Origin of the sequence: Paraburkholderia sp. MM5477-R1, assembly GCF_050436385.1 — a bacterium.
Taxonomy (GTDB): domain Bacteria; phylum Pseudomonadota; class Gammaproteobacteria; order Burkholderiales; family Burkholderiaceae; genus Paraburkholderia; species Paraburkholderia tuberum.
The window spans coordinates 189,221-206,956 of the sequence record NZ_JBNDMC010000004.1 but is presented as its reverse complement, the minus strand read 5'-3'; the positions used below and the strand labels follow the sequence as shown (position 1 = coordinate 206,956).

General features: G+C 58.1%; 14 protein-coding genes and 4 pseudogenes. 10 read left to right on the top strand and 8 right to left on the bottom strand.

The window, feature by feature from the left end; translation table 11 throughout:
• The first annotated feature begins 373 nt into the window (after positions 1-373).
• The 3 genes from OKW35_RS11350 (at position 374) to OKW35_RS11340 (ending at position 3,460) form a co-directional block, all read left to right on the top strand.
• Positions 374-1,189: an IclR family transcriptional regulator gene (locus OKW35_RS11350; protein WP_429552003.1), complete on the top strand. Its 816-nt coding sequence runs from the start codon at positions 374-376 to the stop codon at positions 1,187-1,189.
• 164 nt (positions 1,190-1,353) lie between these two features.
• Positions 1,354-2,718 (top strand): MFS transporter, encoded by a 1,365-nt coding sequence (locus OKW35_RS11345; protein ID WP_116122558.1) that lies wholly within the window; start codon positions 1,354-1,356, stop codon positions 2,716-2,718.
• Positions 2,681-3,460, top strand: coding sequence for a hypothetical protein (locus OKW35_RS11340; protein WP_429552002.1), 780 nt, complete (start codon positions 2,681-2,683; stop codon positions 3,458-3,460). The genes OKW35_RS11345 and OKW35_RS11340 overlap by 38 nt, the downstream gene beginning before the upstream one ends.
• Positions 3,461-3,890: 430 nt before the next feature.
• Here OKW35_RS11340 and OKW35_RS11335 read toward each other — a convergent pair whose 3' ends face one another.
• Entirely contained in the window at positions 3,891-4,040 is a 150-nt protein-coding gene (locus tag OKW35_RS11335) for a hypothetical protein (protein ID WP_429552001.1), read from the bottom strand.
• Positions 4,041-4,357: 317 nt separating this feature from the next.
• On the opposite strand from OKW35_RS11335, the pseudogene OKW35_RS11330 reads away from it, so the two are divergent.
• From OKW35_RS11330 to OKW35_RS11320, 3 genes and pseudogenes are all read left to right on the top strand, one after another.
• Positions 4,358-4,529, top strand: a pseudogene (locus tag OKW35_RS11330) (transposase); the annotation flags it as partial.
• A gap of 121 nt (positions 4,530-4,650) precedes the next feature.
• Positions 4,651-5,367, top strand: coding sequence for an IS6 family transposase (locus OKW35_RS11325; RefSeq protein WP_429552000.1), 717 nt, complete (start codon positions 4,651-4,653; stop codon positions 5,365-5,367).
• 432 nt (positions 5,368-5,799) lie between these two features.
• Positions 5,800-6,099 (top strand): GFA family protein, encoded by a 300-nt coding sequence (locus OKW35_RS11320; RefSeq protein WP_429551999.1) that lies wholly within the window; start codon positions 5,800-5,802, stop codon positions 6,097-6,099.
• A 99-nt stretch (positions 6,100-6,198) separates the two neighbouring features.
• On the opposite strand, the gene OKW35_RS11315 is transcribed toward OKW35_RS11320, so the two are convergent.
• The 6 genes and pseudogenes from OKW35_RS11315 to OKW35_RS11290 form a co-directional block, all read right to left on the bottom strand.
• Positions 6,199-7,395 (bottom strand): NAD-binding protein, encoded by a 1,197-nt coding sequence (locus OKW35_RS11315; protein ID WP_429552141.1) that lies wholly within the window; start codon positions 7,393-7,395, stop codon positions 6,199-6,201.
• 263 nt (positions 7,396-7,658) lie between these two features.
• Positions 7,659-8,558, bottom strand: a complete 900-nt coding sequence (locus tag OKW35_RS11310; protein WP_429551998.1) for a Bug family tripartite tricarboxylate transporter substrate binding protein — start codon at positions 8,556-8,558, stop codon at positions 7,659-7,661.
• A 103-nt stretch (positions 8,559-8,661) separates the two neighbouring features.
• Positions 8,662-9,360, bottom strand: coding sequence for an IS6 family transposase (locus OKW35_RS11305; protein ID WP_429552064.1), 699 nt, complete (start codon positions 9,358-9,360; stop codon positions 8,662-8,664).
• Between the two features lie 69 nt (positions 9,361-9,429).
• A pseudogene (locus OKW35_RS11300) lies at positions 9,430-9,780 on the bottom strand (tyrosine-type recombinase/integrase); the annotation flags it as partial.
• Positions 9,781-10,046: 266 nt separating this feature from the next.
• Complete coding sequence (locus tag OKW35_RS11295; protein ID WP_429551997.1) at positions 10,047-11,294, bottom strand: site-specific integrase; 1,248 nt, start codon at positions 11,292-11,294, stop codon at positions 10,047-10,049.
• Between the two features lie 88 nt (positions 11,295-11,382).
• Positions 11,383-11,616 (bottom strand): annotated as a pseudogene (locus OKW35_RS11290) (tyrosine-type recombinase/integrase); the annotation flags it as partial.
• 77 nt (positions 11,617-11,693) lie between these two features.
• Between OKW35_RS11290 and OKW35_RS11285 the strand changes: the two are divergent.
• A complete protein-coding gene (locus OKW35_RS11285; protein ID WP_429551996.1) occupies positions 11,694-12,848 on the top strand; it encodes an IS110 family transposase in 1,155 nt (384 codons plus the stop codon).
• Between the two features lie 330 nt (positions 12,849-13,178).
• On the opposite strand, the pseudogene OKW35_RS11280 reads toward OKW35_RS11285, so the two are convergent.
• A pseudogene (locus tag OKW35_RS11280) lies at positions 13,179-13,778 on the bottom strand (phage integrase N-terminal SAM-like domain-containing protein); the annotation flags it as partial.
• A gap of 995 nt (positions 13,779-14,773) precedes the next feature.
• Between OKW35_RS11280 and OKW35_RS11275 the strand changes: the two are divergent.
• From OKW35_RS11275 to OKW35_RS11265, 3 genes are all read left to right on the top strand, one after another.
• Positions 14,774-15,508, top strand: a complete 735-nt coding sequence (locus OKW35_RS11275; RefSeq protein WP_429551995.1) for a M48 family metalloprotease — start codon at positions 14,774-14,776, stop codon at positions 15,506-15,508.
• 374 nt (positions 15,509-15,882) lie between these two features.
• Complete coding sequence (locus OKW35_RS11270) at positions 15,883-16,554, top strand: hypothetical protein (protein WP_429551994.1); 672 nt, start codon at positions 15,883-15,885, stop codon at positions 16,552-16,554.
• 316 nt (positions 16,555-16,870) lie between these two features.
• On the top strand, positions 16,871-17,656 hold the full coding sequence (locus OKW35_RS11265) for a hypothetical protein (RefSeq protein WP_429551993.1): 786 nt from the start codon (positions 16,871-16,873) through the stop codon (positions 17,654-17,656).
• Positions 17,657-17,736: the final 80 nt, after the last annotated feature.

The following is a 17,736-nucleotide window of genomic DNA, read 5'->3' as shown; positions in this document are numbered from 1 at the left end:
CAGCGCGAAGGTCCGTTATCTGACCGGAACGGTCCTTTGAATGGCCGTGTAAGGACGAGAGCGAACGGCTGCAGTTGGCCGACTGCACGCATTCATGGAAGCCGCCCGAGAGCTGCCGTTGAAGATTTCAAGAGCAGCTCTACAGCACCTTCATTGAACTGGTGCTCTCGGCCAGGAGCCGCCTGTTGAAGCCGGTCAACGTCCGTCGGCAGATGCGCTGAGACCGGACACTGGCTACTTTCGTGACTGCTTATCCATTAATCCTCGGAAGAATTAAGGCCGCCCGTTGAGCGATTTTGAAAAGTATTTGCATTTTGGAAACACTTTCCACTATCATGACTCTCACGTCGAATGACTCAACTCGAGTAATCACATGAGCGCTATAGCCGAACGCATCCTCCGTGTACTGGAAGAGCTCGCCAGTGCGCCAGAAGGCAAAACGCTTTCAGAACTTTCCGCTAAGCTCGATTTGCCAGTTAGCGCTACTCATCGTCTTCTTGCGGATCTGGTCGAGCAGGGTTATGTGCGCAAGGACGAACGGCGCGGCGAATTTTCGCTGACCATGAAACTTCCTTCGCTGGGACTCCGATTTCTCAGCGCAGGTGGGGTTGTTGACGTCGCCCAACCCATTCTGGAACGACTTGCGGCTACTTCGGGCGAATTGGTTCGGCTTGCGATCGTCGATGGCGAGCAGTTGATTTACGTTGCCAAGGCGCAAGGCGCGCGACAAGGTATCCGCTACGACCCGGAGATGGGCCGGGCGGTGACTCTTTCATGCAGTGCAGCAGGAATGACCTGGCTGGCTGGCAAGAGCGAAGAAGATGCGATTCGGCTTGTGTCGAAACAGGGCTTTGGCATGCCGTCAGACTTTGGTCCGCTTGCGCCGACCACGTTCAAAGCTCTACTGCCAATGATCGAGCTTGCGCGCAAGAATGGCTACGCAACGACGCAAGACATGTTTCTGCCGGCAATGAGTTCTATGGCTACGCCTGTGCATTTGAGCAATGGCGAAGTGCGCGCAATCCTGATCATCGCGGGACCGATGTCACGGTTGACTGAAGAGAGAATGAAAGAGCTCGCTCCGGCGCTCATGGCGACGGCAACAGAATTGTCCGATGCAAGCGGTGTGTCACCCCTGCTTAAGCAGGCGATGCAAGGCGCCAGCCGCACAGCAGGCGCTGAGCGCTAGGCCAAGGCGTCCATTGCTGGACGTTATCCGTTCGTGACTTGATGTAGTGACATGGCGAATTGAAATTCGCCAATGATTCAGATCCGATATTTGGCAGTACAAATCAAAATCAGCGATTGACGCAAGAGCAGCACAGACTCTTTTTAAGACAGCAGGAGACACGCATGAACCATGTTTCAGAGCAACCTACCTCACATTCCATGGCGAACAGGGCAGTGAGCGCCGCCACGCTGGGCACCGCACTTGAATGGTTTGACTTTACGCTCTACGGATCAGTCGCAGCCACCGTGTTACCAAAGTTGTTCTTCCCGGCGATGGATTCGAGTTCCGCCATGCTTGCCTCGTTGGCAACTTTCAGCGTCGGACTGGCCGCGCGTCCACTCGGCGCGATCATCTGCGGATACTTTGGCGACAAGGTTGGACGTCGCAATCTCATGCTCGGTACGGTGTCGGTGATGGGTCTGACATCGGTACTGATGGGTTTGCTGCCGACGTATGCGCAGATTGGCGTTTATGCGCCCCTGCTGCTTGTCATTCTTCGCATTGTTCAGGGTTTTGCACTTGGCGGCGAATCTACTGGTGGCCAACTGATGGCGCTAGAGCATGCTCCAGCAGACCGGCGAGGCAAATACTCCGGTCTGATCGGCATGTGCGCTCCGCTGAGCCAAATCGTTGCTAACGCGGTGCTTCTGCTACTTTCTTCGACGATGAGCGCGGGTGCCTTCATCAGCTATGGCTGGCGAATTCCGTTCGTGCTGAGCTTCGTGCTGGTGTTCGTCGGCATTTACATCCGACTGCGCGTTGCGGAGACTCCGGCTTTCGTCAAGATGCAGCAGTCCGCTGTTGCCAAGGTCGGGAGCCCTTTAAGGGATGCGTTCCGCCTTCACTACAAGACGATCATTCGCATGATGCTGTTCTTCTGCGGACCGACTGCACTTTTCTATCTTGCCGTCGTGTTCACCTTGAGCTATCTGACGAATACGCTCGGCGTGCCCAAGCAGACCGGCTTCATGTTGCTGATGATCGCCAATGCCTGCGCCATCGCAGGTTCGATCTTTGGCGGCCTGCTGAGTGACCGGATTGGTCGTAAGCGCGCATTGCTGTTCGCGTCCGCCGCGACCTTCGTGATCATGCTGTTTTATTTTCAGGTCCTAGCTACTCGAAGCTTCGTACCGATGGCGATAGCCATGGGGCTTTTCATGGCATTCACGCAGGTCCAAACGGGGATTCAACCGGTCGCGTTCGCTGAGGCGTTTCCAACCAATGTTCGCTATTCCGGTTCGGCCCTCGCATTCACCGGTGCAAGCCTGTTCGCTGGTGGGCCGATTCCGGTGGTCGCCGCTTGGTTGTTACACCTTGGCAACGGTTCCCCGTGGCCGCTCGTCGCATTGGTTGGAGCACTCAACATCCTGTCGTTCTGCATGATTGCCATCGGACCAGAGACTGCAGGCATCGACATGAACCGCCTCGACTCAGCGGCCGAGATCGCCGGTGAGCATCAACGTGTCTCTGGGCAGGCCACATATTGATCTCGCGCTGTGCCTTCGCTTTGCACTGGAAGAAGCACAGCCTTTGAGCACTCGAAAGCAGATGGAGCAAACACAATTGGACAACGCAAACACTGGCCTTCTCGCGATCTGGAGCACGATCGCGGCCGAATCAGAAACTGACTACATGCACTGGCTCACCCGGGAGCACATCTTTGAACGGGTAGGCGTACCGGGTTTTCGCTCAGGGCGCGTCTTCAAGCGACGCAACAACCGGCCCTCGGAGTACATGATGCTGTACGAACTCGACAACGCAGACGTGATGGCGAGTTCTGGCTATCTGGAACGGTTGAATAACCCGACTGCGTGGACGCGCCGGATCATGCCGACGCTCGAGCAGTTTCGCCGAGGCGGCGGAACTATTCTCGCTCGGGGTGCGAACTCGGCCGGACACGGCGGTCACCTCGCCATCGCACGATTTGAAGACGCACTACCGGAATGCCTGACAGCCCAGCAAGGGCCGGCAATCGTTGATGCGCTCGCGAAAGGCGACTGGGTTGTGAACGCGCAGATCATGGCCGTGAAAAACGGGGCGACAGCCATTGCCACGCAGGAGAAGTCGATGCGGCGAAGTTCAGAAGGTGAATTCGCGGGACTACTTCTCGTGGAGTCGCTCGATAATGGCTCGCTTGACCGGGCGATGATGCAGGCGAGCAAGGCAGCCGGGATCAATCCTGATTTGTTCGAGTCATACGACCTCGTCTTCGTCTGCCATTCCAGGTAGGCGACTGCATAAGAGCATCTGATGTCTGGAATAACTCAGAGAGGGAGGCGGTCCGGCCAAGGCGAGACGTTGCATCGGATGTCCGTGAGAATGTCTGTAACGGTCATTCGGTCAATTTTCGCGGCGGTCCGCTTTGGGTCGCAAGTACTCGTTCGCTTTCCGTGGGACGAGTCATTCGCGACCACCGACCTGTGAATGACAGGAAAGCGCCCATACCCGCCTGACCGGCACCGATGCTCGAATGACGGCTCAGGCCGATATCGAGTCAACCGGTTTGCCAGTTCACCGGCGGGATTTGCCCCTAGCCGCCCACGCTACGAGCACACGCGAGCAGGCCGCCGGTCGTAGTGGATACGCTCCGAGACCCGCTCTACACGCTGAAGGCGGCAAAGAGTCCGAATGTCTCCAGCGCACATGAAAGTTTAAAGTCTCAAGCTTGCAAGGTCTCTTGTGGATTGGCACGCACCCATTTTGATTGTTCGATTCCGGAGATCGAAGTTGGAGCTTTGCAATGGTGAATTTCCATGGTAGACCCTGCGCGAAAGCGGCTGATATCTGAAATATTAAAAACAGCTTTCATTTTTCAAGGTCTATTGCACGGCCATCCAGCGGCGTTTCCGAGTCTATTGCTCATTTTTCTGGGTCTATTGTGCAGGAACACACTTTGGGCGCGAACGAGGTTTGTGAGTACTGCCGCGTTGGGTCGAGGGCGGCGGACGTGCGGAGCGGGCGAGCGGTGCCGCACTGCCAGATCAGAACACGGACCCACCGCACAGGAGGCGAATATTTCGCGGTACCATTCGTTGCTTGGTAAGCGTCATTTGAAGGCCGTATCGACATCGACGTTGAGGGTGTCCAAAGTGATGCCCATCACTTCGAGTAGTGGGGAGCACTTTGATGACAGAGATCGACTGTGCTGGGAGCCGCAAGGGGCGGCCGAATTACGCGCCTGAATTCCGGCGTGAAGTTGCGATGGCGGCGTGCGAGCCGGGCATCTCGGTGGCGAAGCTCGCGCAGTCGCACGGCCTGAACCCGAACATGGTGTTCAAGTGGCGCAGGCAGTACCGTTCCGGTCTTCTGAACAACAAGACGGTGGGCGAGACGGCAGTGTTCGTTCCGGTGGCGGATCTGGTGCAAATAAGGCGATCAATTCGGTTATCGTAACGGGCTGACCGATAAGAGGGCCACCAATGAGCAAGCGCCAGAACCTGAAGGAGTTGTTTGCGGGCCGTCACTTTGACGGTGACGTGATCAGCCTCTGCGTTCGCTGGTATCTACGCTGCAAGCTCAGTCTGCGCGACCTTGTCGCAATGATGGCCGAGCGCGGCGTGGCTCTGGCCCACACGACGATCCTCCGTTGGGTGAAGCGCTATACGCCGGAGTTCGTCAAACGTTGGAATCGATTCGACACGCTCGCCGGAAGGTCGTGGCGTGTCGACGAGACCTATCTGAAAATTCGTGTCAAGTGGGTCTACCTATATCGGGCGGTTGATCGAGCCGGGCACACGGTTGACTTCATGCTCCGGGCAAAGCGCGATGTCGCCGCGGCGAAAGCGTTCTTCAGCAAGGCAATCAAACATCAAGGCCAGCCGCCGCAAACCGTCACGCTCGATGGATACGCAGCGTCGCATCGCGCGGTGCGCGAGCTGAAGGTCGACGGCTTGCTGCCTGAGGACACGCAAGTCCGATCCTCGAAATACCTCAACAATGTGATTGAGCAGGACCATCGCAACATCAAGTCCAGGACGAACGCCATGCACGGCTTCAAACGGTTCAGACACGCGGCCGTCGCAATCGCTGGCATCGAGTTGGCGCATCGGATTCGCAAAGGACAATTCGATCTCGCGAGTCTGCGCCTCAAAGATCTCACTATGTCCGCCATCTGGAAGGCAGTTCTGTCAGCTTGATAGGGCAACGGCAAAGCAGCGGCTTTTCCTTTGATCGCCTTTATTTGCACCAGATCCATCAAACTTAGGATCGGCGCTTCGCCGAGCGTGCCAGTTAGTGAAGGTTGTCCAATCCCCTTAAGTCGCTTGGACGCTCATCAGCCGCTCCTCCGATCTGACGTTTACGCGCTATCACGAAGGCGCCAGTTGCTCATCTGCCGTCTCAAGACCTTCGACGTTGAGATTAACTTGCGGCGACAACGATTCGACTCCTATAGCGGAAGGTGGTGAGCGTCTTGTCGCTTGGAACTGAATTAATGTATGGAGACGAGAATGCGAGTGCAAGGTCGTTGTCTTTGTGGCGACATCGTCTATGAGGCAGAGATGTAGCTAGGAACTGCATCAATTTGCCACTGCGCCGACTGCCAGCGTCAGTCGGGCTCCGTCTTCAGGATGAACATACCGGCACCCGCCGATACATTCCATCTGCTAAGGGGTACGCCGAAGACTTATCTGAAAATCTCGGATCGGGGGAACAGGCGCATCCACGCGTTCTGCAGAACATGCAGAGGCCCCGTATACTCGTCAGCTGCGGAAAACGTAGAGCTATTCGCTGCGAATGGGCGCGCTAGAGCAGAGATACGAACTTCAGAAACCTGCCAGGCAGATCTGGACAAAGAGGATGTTCCCATGGCTTCCACATATCGAAGGCACACAGGAATTCAGCGGACAGTCATGAACGATGAAAAATGAGCGTGAAGGGTCGCCGGGGCACTTTATTGAGGCCCGGCGGTTTGTCGTGTACGTAGTGTTGACACGATGCCTCACGCCCTGATCATCGATACCAGCGAATCAGGTCGCGGTGCATGCCGTCGCCGGGAAGAGCAGCGACAACTCATCGATGCGTTTCCCCTGACCAGATTGCACGCGCATGCGTTCGAGGATGGAGCGCGTCTCATTTGCGATCATCATCGGAGCACCAATTCGACTGGCGAGTGAGCATGCTGCCTGGAGGTGTGCGGTCGCTTCGTCGATGGATGAATTGCTGGGCCGCTCCCCTTCGATCAGTTCACGAAAGATGTTTCTCGACGCAGTACTCCATCCCGAAGAGCCATGGAGAACCTGGGCCATGTCTTCCAATCGGAGCCCATAGCTCAGGCCGGCGGAGATGCACTCGTACGAGACCGCACGGCACTGTGATGCAACAACGCTGGCGAGGGTTTCCGGGAGGCTGGCTTCGTCCTTTCCTTGATGTACAGCGGCAGACTCGGGTAGATCACCAGTGATACTCGACCCCGCCATGGATGCAATGATATTGACCATGTCTTCGAGGCGAGCCTGGGGACCTTGCAGATTCCCACCTATCTGCAGAAGACCTTGAGCAATTCCTGTAATCGGCATCGGAGTGTGGTGCTTCATGCCAAGTGAGAGTGCCTGATAGATATCCTTCAGCATCAGGGACAGCGCGAAATCGGTCGATGCCTTTCCTTGTAACAGGGCTGGTAGCATCCGGTCAGAGATCTGGCACCGCGCCTCTCCCTCAGAAAGGCGATTCACAATTGTCTGGAGCGTCAGTCCCGCTTTCCGGCCGAATGCCAGAACTTCAAGCATACCGAGTCGGTTCCCCGCGTTCATTGCGTTGTTGACGGTTTTCATGGCCTGGCCGTCACCCACCCGAGCTCCACAGCGGAAAATCTTGTCGGTGATCGCTCGGAGTGCCGGCTCTGCCCGATCAAGAACCTCGTCGGGCGCCGACACCATGAGGTTTGCGTTTCCTGTGGGGACAACCTGAGGGCTTGCCGATACCGCAGCGTCCATCATGAGTACGCCTGACTTTGAGAGCGCAGCCGCGATTTCCCGCGTCTCCTCCGGAACCCCGCTTGTCTGGTCGACCACGATCTTTCCGGGGGTCAACCCCGCAGCCAGCCCGTCCGGTGCGAACACCGCGTTCTTCACATCTGCGCTGCGCGGCAGGCAAAGGAAAACCACGTCAGATCGTTTCGCCAGTTCGGCTGCGGTGGGCGCAACATTCGCACCAAGGTCGGCCAGTTCCCTGACCGCCGTCGCATTAATGTCCCATACCGTGAGTTGATGGCCCTGCAGGAATCTCGCGGGCTAGCTGGCCGCCGAGCGCCCCTAGCCCTATGTATCCGATATTCATTGTCGCCTCACATGATAGTTTGATAGTACCTGGATCCTGCCTGTCGGGTGCCTCTATGCGGTATCCAAGACGTCGACGCTCCGACGTCGGCCAGTCAATCGTATCATGCGATCCGGTCATCAATATCCGTTTCGTACAATGGAACTTTAGTTCACTGGCCGATGTGCAGATCAAAGTGCGTCGCCGCGTGAAAGTCGGTCCACTTTTTCGTGTCTTGACGAACGTAGTCCCGCACGGATTGGGGGGTGCTGATACCTGGCTCATATCCGAGCTTGTGCATATAGGCGACGGTCTCAGGCATATGCGACACCGTATTGATCGCCCCATTGAGTTTCTGGATCAGCTCCGCGGGAAGCCCCTTTGGGCCCAGCAGCACATAGTAAGTGTAGGGGTCGACGGCTCCGAGGCCGGCGATCTTCGCCTCCCCGAGAGCGGGTACGTTGGGCAAGGATGCGACCCGCCGGGTACCCGTAACGGCAAGAGCGCGCACCATCCCACTCTGAATCGAGGGGAGCGCCCCCTGGATAGGCGTCACTCCGATCTGTACCGATCCGGAAAGCAGTGCCGTGATGATCTCGGCGTCGGCCTTGAAGGGAATGTGGGTCATGCGTATCCCCGCAAGGCTCGACAAATATTCCATCTGGATGTGGCTGGCCGAGCCGATGCCGGATGAACCAAAGTTCAGCGCGCCGGGATGAGCCTTGCAATATTTCACAAGGTCAGAAACATTTGAAACGGGAAGAGACGGACTTGCAACGATCACGCCCGGCGCTTCTCCTACAAGGCCGATGAAGGAAAAGTCCTTCTCTGGATCGTATGGAAGATCCTTCTGCAAACCGGGGTATTGCGACGCGGCGCTACCGGTGATCAGGAACAGCGTGTACCCGTCGGGCGGTGCGGACTTCAGATTGCGTATTGCAATCATCTGATACGCACCAGGGCGATTCTCAATGTACACGCTCGTTCGCAGGACATCGCTGAGTTTCGACGCATAGTATCGGGCGATCGTATCTGTCGCGCCTGCGGCGTTGAATCCTACAAGTAGCCTCACTGGACGGGATGGATAGCTGCTTTCGGCACGTGCGTGCTCCGTAGCGAGGGTTTTGTCGCGGTAAGGGCAAGACGCGGACGAACGGTGGTATAAGTAGGACTGCTTATGCTGCCAGTGAGTAAAACTGCTCGGCACGAGTGTATCCGATGCCACTGTCTTCCATTTGGCCCTTGGCGATCATGTGCATGAGTTCGATGCCGCTCAACAGGATGCGGGCACAACGAAAATTCTTGAAGCCGAGCATGGGCCGCGTGCGTCGCTTGATCGCCCGATGATCTTGTTCGACGACGTTGTTCAGATACTTGTTCTGGCGAATCTTGATCGGTGTTTCCCGCTCCGCGTTGAGGGCATCCAGCGCGGCCAGGTTCGCACCGCTTTTATCGATTGTCACCGTCTCGGGCTCGCCATTTTGGTCGATTGACTTTTCGAAGTAGCGCCGCGCCGCGGCCTTGTCACGATGGGCGCGCAGCAGAAAATCCACCGTGTTGCCCTCCTTGTCGACTGCGCGATACAAATACTTCCACTGGCCTCGGACCTTGATATAGGTTTCATCCATTCGCCAGCTCCGACCGACGGCTCGCTTTTGGCGGCGAAACGCCTTCTCCAGAACCGGCAACACCTTGATGGCCCAGCGATGTACGGTTGAATGGTCGACCGAAATTCCGCGCTCGGCCATCATCTCTTCCAGATGTCGAAGGCTCAGCGGATACGCCACATACCAGCGCACACACGTCAGGATCACATCGAGCGGATAGTGCAAGCGCTTGAGCACCCGTGCCAAGGCTGGATTCAGAGTCGTCATCAAGCGTCCGATCGTTCGCATTGTCAGGGCACATGATACCCAACGCTTACTGCGACAAAACCTGACGAACACGTTGGACGAGACCTGGCGACCGAGGAACTGTTTGCGGCGCCTGAGGTAGTCAGCCAGGACGGTACAGGTGGTCGGATGAATTGGGACCAGGCGCGATCGACCGAGCTTGGCACCGCGAATCGTCAGGACGGCGTCTTCGAGGTCCACGTCACCAAGCTCGAGGTTTAGCGCTTCGCTGATACGCAGGCCGGTAACGCTGAGCAAGCCGATGAGGCAATGGAACACCCTGGGCCGCAGCGGCGTCGACGGCCACGCCACCGGCAACTCCAATGCCGCGTCCAGCAAGCGCCGTACTTCCGCCTCCGTGTATAGATAAGGTCTGGCTCGCGTAGACCGATGGGGCAACATGCCGACCGGTGGAATTTCTGTGCGGGTGTCGGTGGCACTGCGGTGGCGGGCAAAGCCGCGCACGAAGCAAAGGCGTCTAGCCCATTCTGCGGGTTGAACCGACGGATTTTGCGCCCATTCCAGAGCGAGGCCGGTACTGATATGCTCGACATGCCGCGTCTCCATGAAACTGACGAACCGGGGCAACAGCAAACCGGCATCGTGCATCTTGAAGCCCAGGCTGCGTCGCAGGTCGAGATATTCTTGGAGCGCCTCTCGAATCGAGTTCATCGTGCACCTCCTGGCCAGGCCATAGCCAACTTCCGAAGTGCGCTGACATCCACCTTCGCATAAACGCTCGTGGACTGCGGGCTACGATGGCGAAGAACCTGGCCGATCTCCGGGAACGACGCACCGAGTTGCAACATGCGAACAGCCAAGGCGTGCCGGAACTGGTGCGAGCCGCGGTGCGGCGCGTCAACTTTGGCGCGATTGAGCGAGTGGCGCACAATCGTGCCGATACCGTCCGACCCTTCCATCAGCCCGCGTATCGGTGCCAGGGATCGAAGGAAGAGGTGCCGATCTGGACTGGCAGGACGCCCGCGCTCGAGATAGGCGGCGATCGCCTCGCCCACGTCGGCGGTCAATGGCAGGAGACTCTCGCGGCCACCCTTGCCACGCACACGCAATTGAGCGCAGTCCCAGTCGACGTCGTCCAGCGTCAACCTGACGATCTCGCAGGCTCGAAGTCCCAGTCTTGCCAGAAGCAGCAGCACGGCTCGATCGCGTCGGCCCACCGCGCTCCGGCGGTCGCAGCTGTCGATTGCGCGCTGCGCGTGCTCGGCTGCAATGGCTCTGGGGATGGGAGGTGTGCTTGCCCAACTGGCTACCGCTGGCACGCTTGCAGCAAGTCCCGCGGTAACCTCGCCGCGAAACTGGGCGTAACGAAGGAAGGACCGCAGTGCCGTGACAACGTTCTTCAGGGCGGCTGGCGCCATGCGCTTTGCCTCGCTCTTAACGAAAGCGCTGGCGTCGGTCACGCGAACGTCCCGCAAGCAGACTTCTCCTTGGCCGAACCGCCACACCAGAAATTTGCGTGTCCACCTTGCATAGGACTCAACGGTCACAACGGCCAAACCCTGATCGCGTTTTAAGGATTGCGCAAACCCCTCGACAACGTCGTCAGCGGCAATAGCGTGCGTTTGAGCGACATGACACACACCGCGATCGCGCAAGAAACGCGTCAACAGTTTCAATGCGTGCAGTTCCCGTCGTCTCGTCTCGAAGCATCGCGATCGACGTCGCGAACGAAGGCGCTGATACCGCACGATGTCATCGTCCTTCAAGCCATGGAAGGAAATGCAGCTATCCTCGCACCAGTGCCCAAACGCAAGCGCGTGTTGTGCCAACTGGCATACATAACTGACCGAGTATTGCTGCCCGATCAGAGAACCGACGAACGCATTAAGGTACTCCCCAGTTGCGCCTCTGATGGTGCAGGCCAGCGCGGCAGCGCTCTCATAAGAATCACCCATGGTCTTCTCCTATCAGGCGAAAGTGCCTGCAAAGGGAGAATGCCAATGTCTAGCGTCGATGCGGGAAAGGCACGCCGGACAGGGGTTCTCAGTGAGCACCGGACATAGTTCCGCGCGGGAGATAGTCCAGCTTCGCATGGCCGAGCAGCACCTGGATCACGCGGATGTCCACCTTCTGTTCAAGGAGGTGTGTCGCGAAGCTATGCCGTAGCGTGTGCATGGACACGCGCTTGTCGATGTTCGCAGCCTCGGCGGCGGCATGAATGGCACGGTTCAACTGTCGCGTGCTTAACGGATCGAGCGGATCGAGCCCGGGAAACAGATCCTATGTAGCAGGAGACCTGCCGACGGACAGATCGATAAAATCAATCAGTCGAACCCCGCTACAAGGAGAGCATCATGCGCACCGATCAGATGACCGCACCGGGTAATGAGGAACTGCTTCTTGCTGTGTCAATCGAGCTTGCCGCAGCACACTGGAAAATCGCACTGCACGACGGCCAACGCGAGAAGCCAGCCGTGCACTCGGTAGCGCAGCCGCAAGCAGCCACTCGCCTGCAGGCGGTACTCAACCTGATCGAACAACACAGGCAGAAGTGGTCGCTGCCAGCCAATGTGCGCATCGTCATAAGCTACGAAGCCGGCCGCGACGGATTCTGGATCTTGCGCGCGCTGCAGGCGCGAAACGTCGAATGCTACGTCATCGATCCAGCCAGCATCCCCGTTGAGCGTCACAAGCGGCGCGCAAAGACCGACCGGCTCGACGCCATCAAACTGGTAGTCAACCTGCGCGCGTGGCTTCGTGGTGAGCGCGACCGCATGCACGTGGTTCACGTACCGTCGCCGCAGGACGAAGCCTCGCGCCACTTGATGCGCGATCGCGGGCAACTTCAGAAGGAAGTGCTTCAGCATCGAGACCGCATGAGCAAGCTGCTACGCACGCTTGGCTGCTGGGATGATGTTGATGGCAAAGCTTTCGTCGGGCGGCTTAGACGCGACGAGGTACGGTGTCACGACGGCACTGCACTGCCGCTTGAGCTGCGTGAGCGACTGTTGCGCGAATGCGAACGGTTGGCTTTGGTTGAGCAGCAATTCGCGGCACTCGAGAAGACTCGGCAGGAAGTCCTGCCCGCGTCGGCGCGCGAGCGAAGCCATGACCTCGCGCGCCTGAAAGGCATTGGCGAAGTGGGCGCGTCACGTCTCGCGCTCGAACTGTTCTGGCGGTCGTTCAGCAACCGGCGCCAGGTGGGCGCCTGCGTAGGGCTGGTACCCCAGCCCTACGATAGCGGTGAGAGCCACGTGGACCAAGGGATCAGCAAACAGGGCAACCGACGGGTGCGTGCTCTGCTAATCGAAATGGCATGGTGCTGGCTGCGCTATCAGCCCAGCAGTGCGCTAACGCGCTGGTTCAACCAGCGCACGCAGGGCACGGGACCGAATCGTCGCGCACGGCGCATTGCAATCGTCGCTGTCGCGCGGCGCCTCGCAATTGCATTGTGGCGCTATCTTAGAGACGGCGTGATACCCGAAGGCGCACAGCTAAAGCCAGTTTAAGGTCATAAGATATCGAAACAACGCGACGACGAAACTCATGATGGACACTTTGAAGCGGACATGCCCGTGTGGGTGGCGGGTTGCTTTGGCGACCGATTTAACAGATGGGGCATGCTCCCGGACACGTTTCCGGCGTAACGCGCATCAAGGATGAGGCTGACCATGCGTTAGCGGATAGAAGTGAGTGAGACGCTCCCGTCTCACGCGCGCGATAACGAGCTTCAGATCAAGGACGCAAACCGAATTGCAGTAATCGTGATGGAGCTGCAATCCGCTAGCATGGATCTGACCAATGATTTGTGAGAGACCTTGACAAGTTCCTGCTCATAGAAGCCACCCACCATCGAGCATCCTGCCCTGCGCACGGGCCACGCGCCACCACACACGCAGACGCTCGAGCAGCACCGGCGAGAGCATGGCGTAGCGGTCACGGCGGCCCTTGCCCTGCTCGATACGCAGTGTCATGCGTTCGCTGTCGACGTCGGTGACCTTCAGCGCTACCACTTCGCTGGCGCGTAGCCCCGCGCCGTACGCGACCGACAGCGCGGTCTGGTGCTTCAGGTTGCCGGCGGCCTCGATGAGCCGCCGCACTTCATCGGGGCTGAGCACGACGGGTAATACGCGGGGCACGCGCACGGGTTGCATCCTGACCATCAGCTCGGGCCGGTCGAGCGTGACTGTGAAGAAGAACTTCAGGCCGGTGATCGCGTGGTTCAGCGACACGGCCGATGTGCCGTGGTCGACCAGATAGAGCTGGTAGCGCCGCAGGTCCTCGACGGTGGCCGTGTCAGGTGAGCGCCCGAGAAACCGGGCGAACTCACGCACGATGTGCAGATAGATGTCCTGCGTCTTGGGGGCAAGCTGGCGCATGCGCATGTCGTCGCTCATGCGCTGGCGCAGCGGACTGACGTTTGACTGTGAGGAGGTCATGATTCGGCTCCGGCTGGAGAACGAGGCGGATTGCCTCATTCGCCAACATACGGAACCGCGATGCCGGCCTCTCTCTGACCACCGGCGTCTGACCGTAGCCCCTACCGCGCGAGCGGTTTAGTCCGCCGGCCACGAAGCGCCATTCGGGAGCACCGGCGCTCAGACATTGCAACGTCGGCTCCACCCCACGAAGCCGCCGTTCGGCTCGGGATTGCACCATGTCCGGGCCTTTCTGCATTTCAGCCACCCCCACCCTTTCTGCGCCGCGTTTCGCCAGATTGACGCGCGAGCAGATGATAGGCGCCGCTCGGTGAGCCCCCGATCGATTAAGTCGAGCCGCACAGCCCTATGCTTAGCGCGGGGGTGCCGCAATGCTGTCCGTTGTGACGCAAGGCGTGAACTGTGCGATTCGACGGCGGTAGTGGCGGATGTCGCTGCACCGGCGCTTGACAGACTCTCCCCTTTCATCGCATGATTGCGCCGTGTTTCGAAGTGAGCGCTGCGGCCATCGCAGATCCTAGCCGCTTCTAGTGTTTCCTAGCCCCCGGTTGGCAAACTTTCAATATTTGGCGCAACGCCCTAGTTGCGCCCTTTGAAAGGCTCGCCCGCGCTCGGCGCAAAGGAAACCATGCTGAACACATCCTCCTCGATTCAACGCCACTCACCGAATTCCTCCAAGCTTCGTAACGTCATCTGGGCCACGTTTCCCTTCAACGGTCGACTGGGTGTCTACGTTGCTGTCGCTCTTGCCGACGGCGAGATCACAGTCGCGCTCCGTTGTGACGGTGGTTATCGGTGGCTCAAAGCCTCCGACTGTCTCACCGATGCTGAAGCGAGGTCGTGGGCTCGTCGGGGGTTCAAGCGTGCGTAATGACCTCGATGCCACTCGCAGTTCATTGAGTGCGCGCCACGTGCCGCAGGGGGCCATGGAAATTTGCCGTCCACGTCGCGGCCGCACGCCGTTGGACTCTCAGCTGGTCGGAGCGCTTCTTCTTATGCTCGCGCTTACGACGTGCTTGCCGCAGGCGCGCGGCGCAACACCTGAAGAATTGTCACGGCAGTATTCGGACGACATGGTGAGCGCACTCGGCGGAGTGCTTGTTCCGCAGACGTCTCAGGACCTGGCGCGTGCCCGTCGAATTGTCGAGCGTCTTGCACTCGCGCTGGGCGACGAGGGATGGAATGTTCTGGTTTATCGCTTGGCTGCGATGCCGAAACACATGGATGTCCCCGCGTTCGCCCTGCCAGGAAAGCACATCGCCGTAAGCGACTGGGCTGCGCGCAAGTACTCGGACAACGCGCTGGCTTTCACGATCGCGCACGAGATGGGGCATATGGCGTTAGACCACCAGAGCGAGATATTCCGCGCGACGATGGAGTGCGCGCATATCCACCCGCGGAAATGGACAGTACTTGCGGCTCATTCGGGATGCGCAGTGCCGCTCATGCGGGAGCAGGAGCTTCAGGCGGACACGTTCGGCTATGCATTGGCCGAGCAGGCGGGCTTCGATGCACGCAAAGGCGCGCGTGAGTTGCTTCAACGTCTGAATGACGACGATATGCACCCGGCGGTGGCCGTAAGACTCAAGCAACTAGGCATCGAGTCATTCCAGGTCACGCCGCGAAAGGCGTGCCGATGCTCTCCATTGAAAGAACCGGCCGCCGGGCAAGTGAGAGGCGGCGACTTGCTGCTTGGAGAGTCGGCGCTATTGTCTCTAACCGGTCGATGACGCCTTTCGGAAAGAGGGTTGGCCGATGTTTTCGGCCTTATCGACACGTTTTTCTCTTAACTCCGCGCTTATCAGGCCGATATACGGTATCGGGGTTTGACGAGCAAAAGTTCTTTGAGCGGACATTCGGCCTCAGTTTCTGAATAGAACAACAGGAAAAGCAGATGAAAATTCGCACGCTACTTATTGCCCCGGTTGGCAGCAACAAGCCAACCGGTAATCGCCAAGTGCGCCCGCATTGTCCTTTCGGCAAACCGGCACAGAAAGTGACCTTCCTTGCAGGAGACGTTTGGCGACGCCCGACAGCCCGTTATGTTCATGGCGGCCAATAGCGACATGCGTGATTTGGCTGCTCTCACTAACGGTGGCGTGTCGTGCATTTACATACCGAGCGTGACCGCTACAACTGCGCCGATCCAGACGCCAGCAGGCAAATAATTTACATGCTCAACAGAGCCCATCCCGCGGAGAGAATTGTGTTTGCGATGCTCAAAAAGTATTCCGTTTCCGTTTTCCTGATGTTGGCGTGTTCAATTGCGCACGCCGAACCCCAGCAGCTCGCACTGTTTGGCACACCCTTGAAAGGCGCTACGCGAGAGCAGTTGCGCGCCGTCTTCAAGGCGCATGGATTGGTACCTCTTAGTGAGGATTCCCAGCGGCTCGGCGACAGCTACGATCCCAGCAGCGTGCTTCAGGGCGCCACCCTGCTGCTCGTCGGCTATACGGCGAACGGCAAGTTCGCTGCGGCCTCGTACAAGCTTCCTTCGTTCATGGATAACGACCAGGTGACGAGAGTCATCGCCACTGTGAGCCAGAAATACGGTACACCGAGTTCGCGTTCCGGCGACGCCTCGCAAGGCCCAGTAGAGGCCGTCTGGAATTTCCCTGGTGGGATGCAGATCCGGGTAGCTCGCGATTGGCCTGACACGACCACATACCTGTTCTACAGCGACCCAGTGGCGTACGCTTCCATGAAGGCGCAGATTAGCGCAGGGAAGCACAAGGCAATCCAGGAAAAGGCGGCGGCGCAAGACGGGGCCTTCTAAGGTTACCTACTCAGCGGTCCGCGACGACGCCTACAGCTGACCGTAAACCCTCCATACCGAAGCATGCCGGGACATGGTAGGCACGGGTCGCGCCGTTGACAGGGACTTTCGATCCCCTCGGACGTCCACTTCCGGTCCCCGGGGGGGCATACACAACTCAGTAAAGTTGGAACGCGCTGCGACACGTAGGGACGCTCTGTATTCAGGATATCTTCAGGTATGCCGTGGAGTTTCCATACTGATGGCGATCAACATCCGCACCTAATCGAGATCCCGTCGTTTTGAAACAAACACTAAAACGGGAGCAATAGAGTATATGAATCATCCGATGAGTTTAATCCTTCGCACTGCAGCTTTTGTGGTTTCTGCGATGTTTTCATTCGGCACGTTCGCAGAAGAGCCACCGCGCGATCCTGTGATCGTACTCGAGAGTCTTGCCGACCAAATGTACGTTACGGGTGAGCTGAGCGGAAAAGCAGACAACATGATTGCTGCTGAAAAGGATGCTGCCGATGAAATCCGCCGATATATAGCGAGTGGCACAACCGCCGGCCTTCTTGGTAAGGAGAAAGGGGCTCGGTCTCCGCTGCAGTTTGCTGCCTACATGGGCTACCCGAACGTGGTTGCAGCGCTTTTAAAATCTGATCTTGTTAGGTCCGGTATCAATGACGCCGATAAAGGCGGGATGACACCATGGATGGACGCGGCTCTTTCGATGAAGCAGACTTTGTGGGCATGCAATTCTGCCGTCTACGACAACCCCTTCGTATTCGTGCCAATGCTCGTAACACAGCCTTATTACATATCAAATCCGGACCCTCCGTATAAAAAGACGCTGGAAGTGCTGGAGGAGGCTGGAGCGTCCCCCGACGCGGTAAAGGCAAAGAAGTTTTGGCTCACACACTGCAAAAGCCAAACAGAGGAGGAAAAGGCCAAGGTGCGAGCCAGTGACGATCTGCAGACAACCGTCCAGGAAATCGGTTTAAATGCTTTGACATCGGAATTGTCGAAGCGCCAAAAGGACGAAGATGAGTATCGACAGCGCCACTGCACGCACGACTTCTCTGGAGGCCTGTGGATATGCCCGGGTCGGGTGAATTGACGTCCTGCTTTGCATTGTTGACTCGACGAATTCACGGTGCCTTTCCGGGAATTGTTCAATGAATCTGAGGAAGCCACTCA

Bases quoted from the DNA above. Each gene is read 5' to 3' on its own strand.
- OKW35_RS11325 (WP_429552000.1), top strand. From the start codon at position 4,651: ATGAGCAAGCGCCAGAACCTGAAGGAGTTGTTTGCGGGCCGTCACTTT.
- OKW35_RS11285 (WP_429551996.1), top strand. From the start codon at position 11,694: ATGCGCACCGATCAGATGACCGCACCGGGTAATGAGGAACTGCTTCTT.
- OKW35_RS11265 (WP_429551993.1), top strand. From the start codon at position 16,871: ATGAATCATCCGATGAGTTTAATCCTTCGCACTGCAGCTTTTGTGGTT.
- OKW35_RS11305 (WP_429552064.1), bottom strand. From the start codon at position 9,360: ATGACGACTCTGAATCCAGCCTTGGCACGGGTGCTCAAGCGCTTGCAC.
- OKW35_RS11335 (WP_429552001.1), bottom strand. From the start codon at position 4,040: ATGAAAGCTGTTTTTAATATTTCAGATATCAGCCGCTTTCGCGCAGGG.
- OKW35_RS11350 (WP_429552003.1), top strand. From the start codon at position 374: ATGAGCGCTATAGCCGAACGCATCCTCCGTGTACTGGAAGAGCTCGCC.
- OKW35_RS11275 (WP_429551995.1), top strand. From the start codon at position 14,774: ATGCTCGCGCTTACGACGTGCTTGCCGCAGGCGCGCGGCGCAACACCT.
- OKW35_RS11320 (WP_429551999.1), top strand. From the start codon at position 5,800: ATGAACATACCGGCACCCGCCGATACATTCCATCTGCTAAGGGGTACG.
- OKW35_RS11295 (WP_429551997.1), bottom strand. From the start codon at position 11,294: ATGGGTGATTCTTATGAGAGCGCTGCCGCGCTGGCCTGCACCATCAGA.
- OKW35_RS11345 (WP_116122558.1), top strand. From the start codon at position 1,354: ATGAACCATGTTTCAGAGCAACCTACCTCACATTCCATGGCGAACAGG.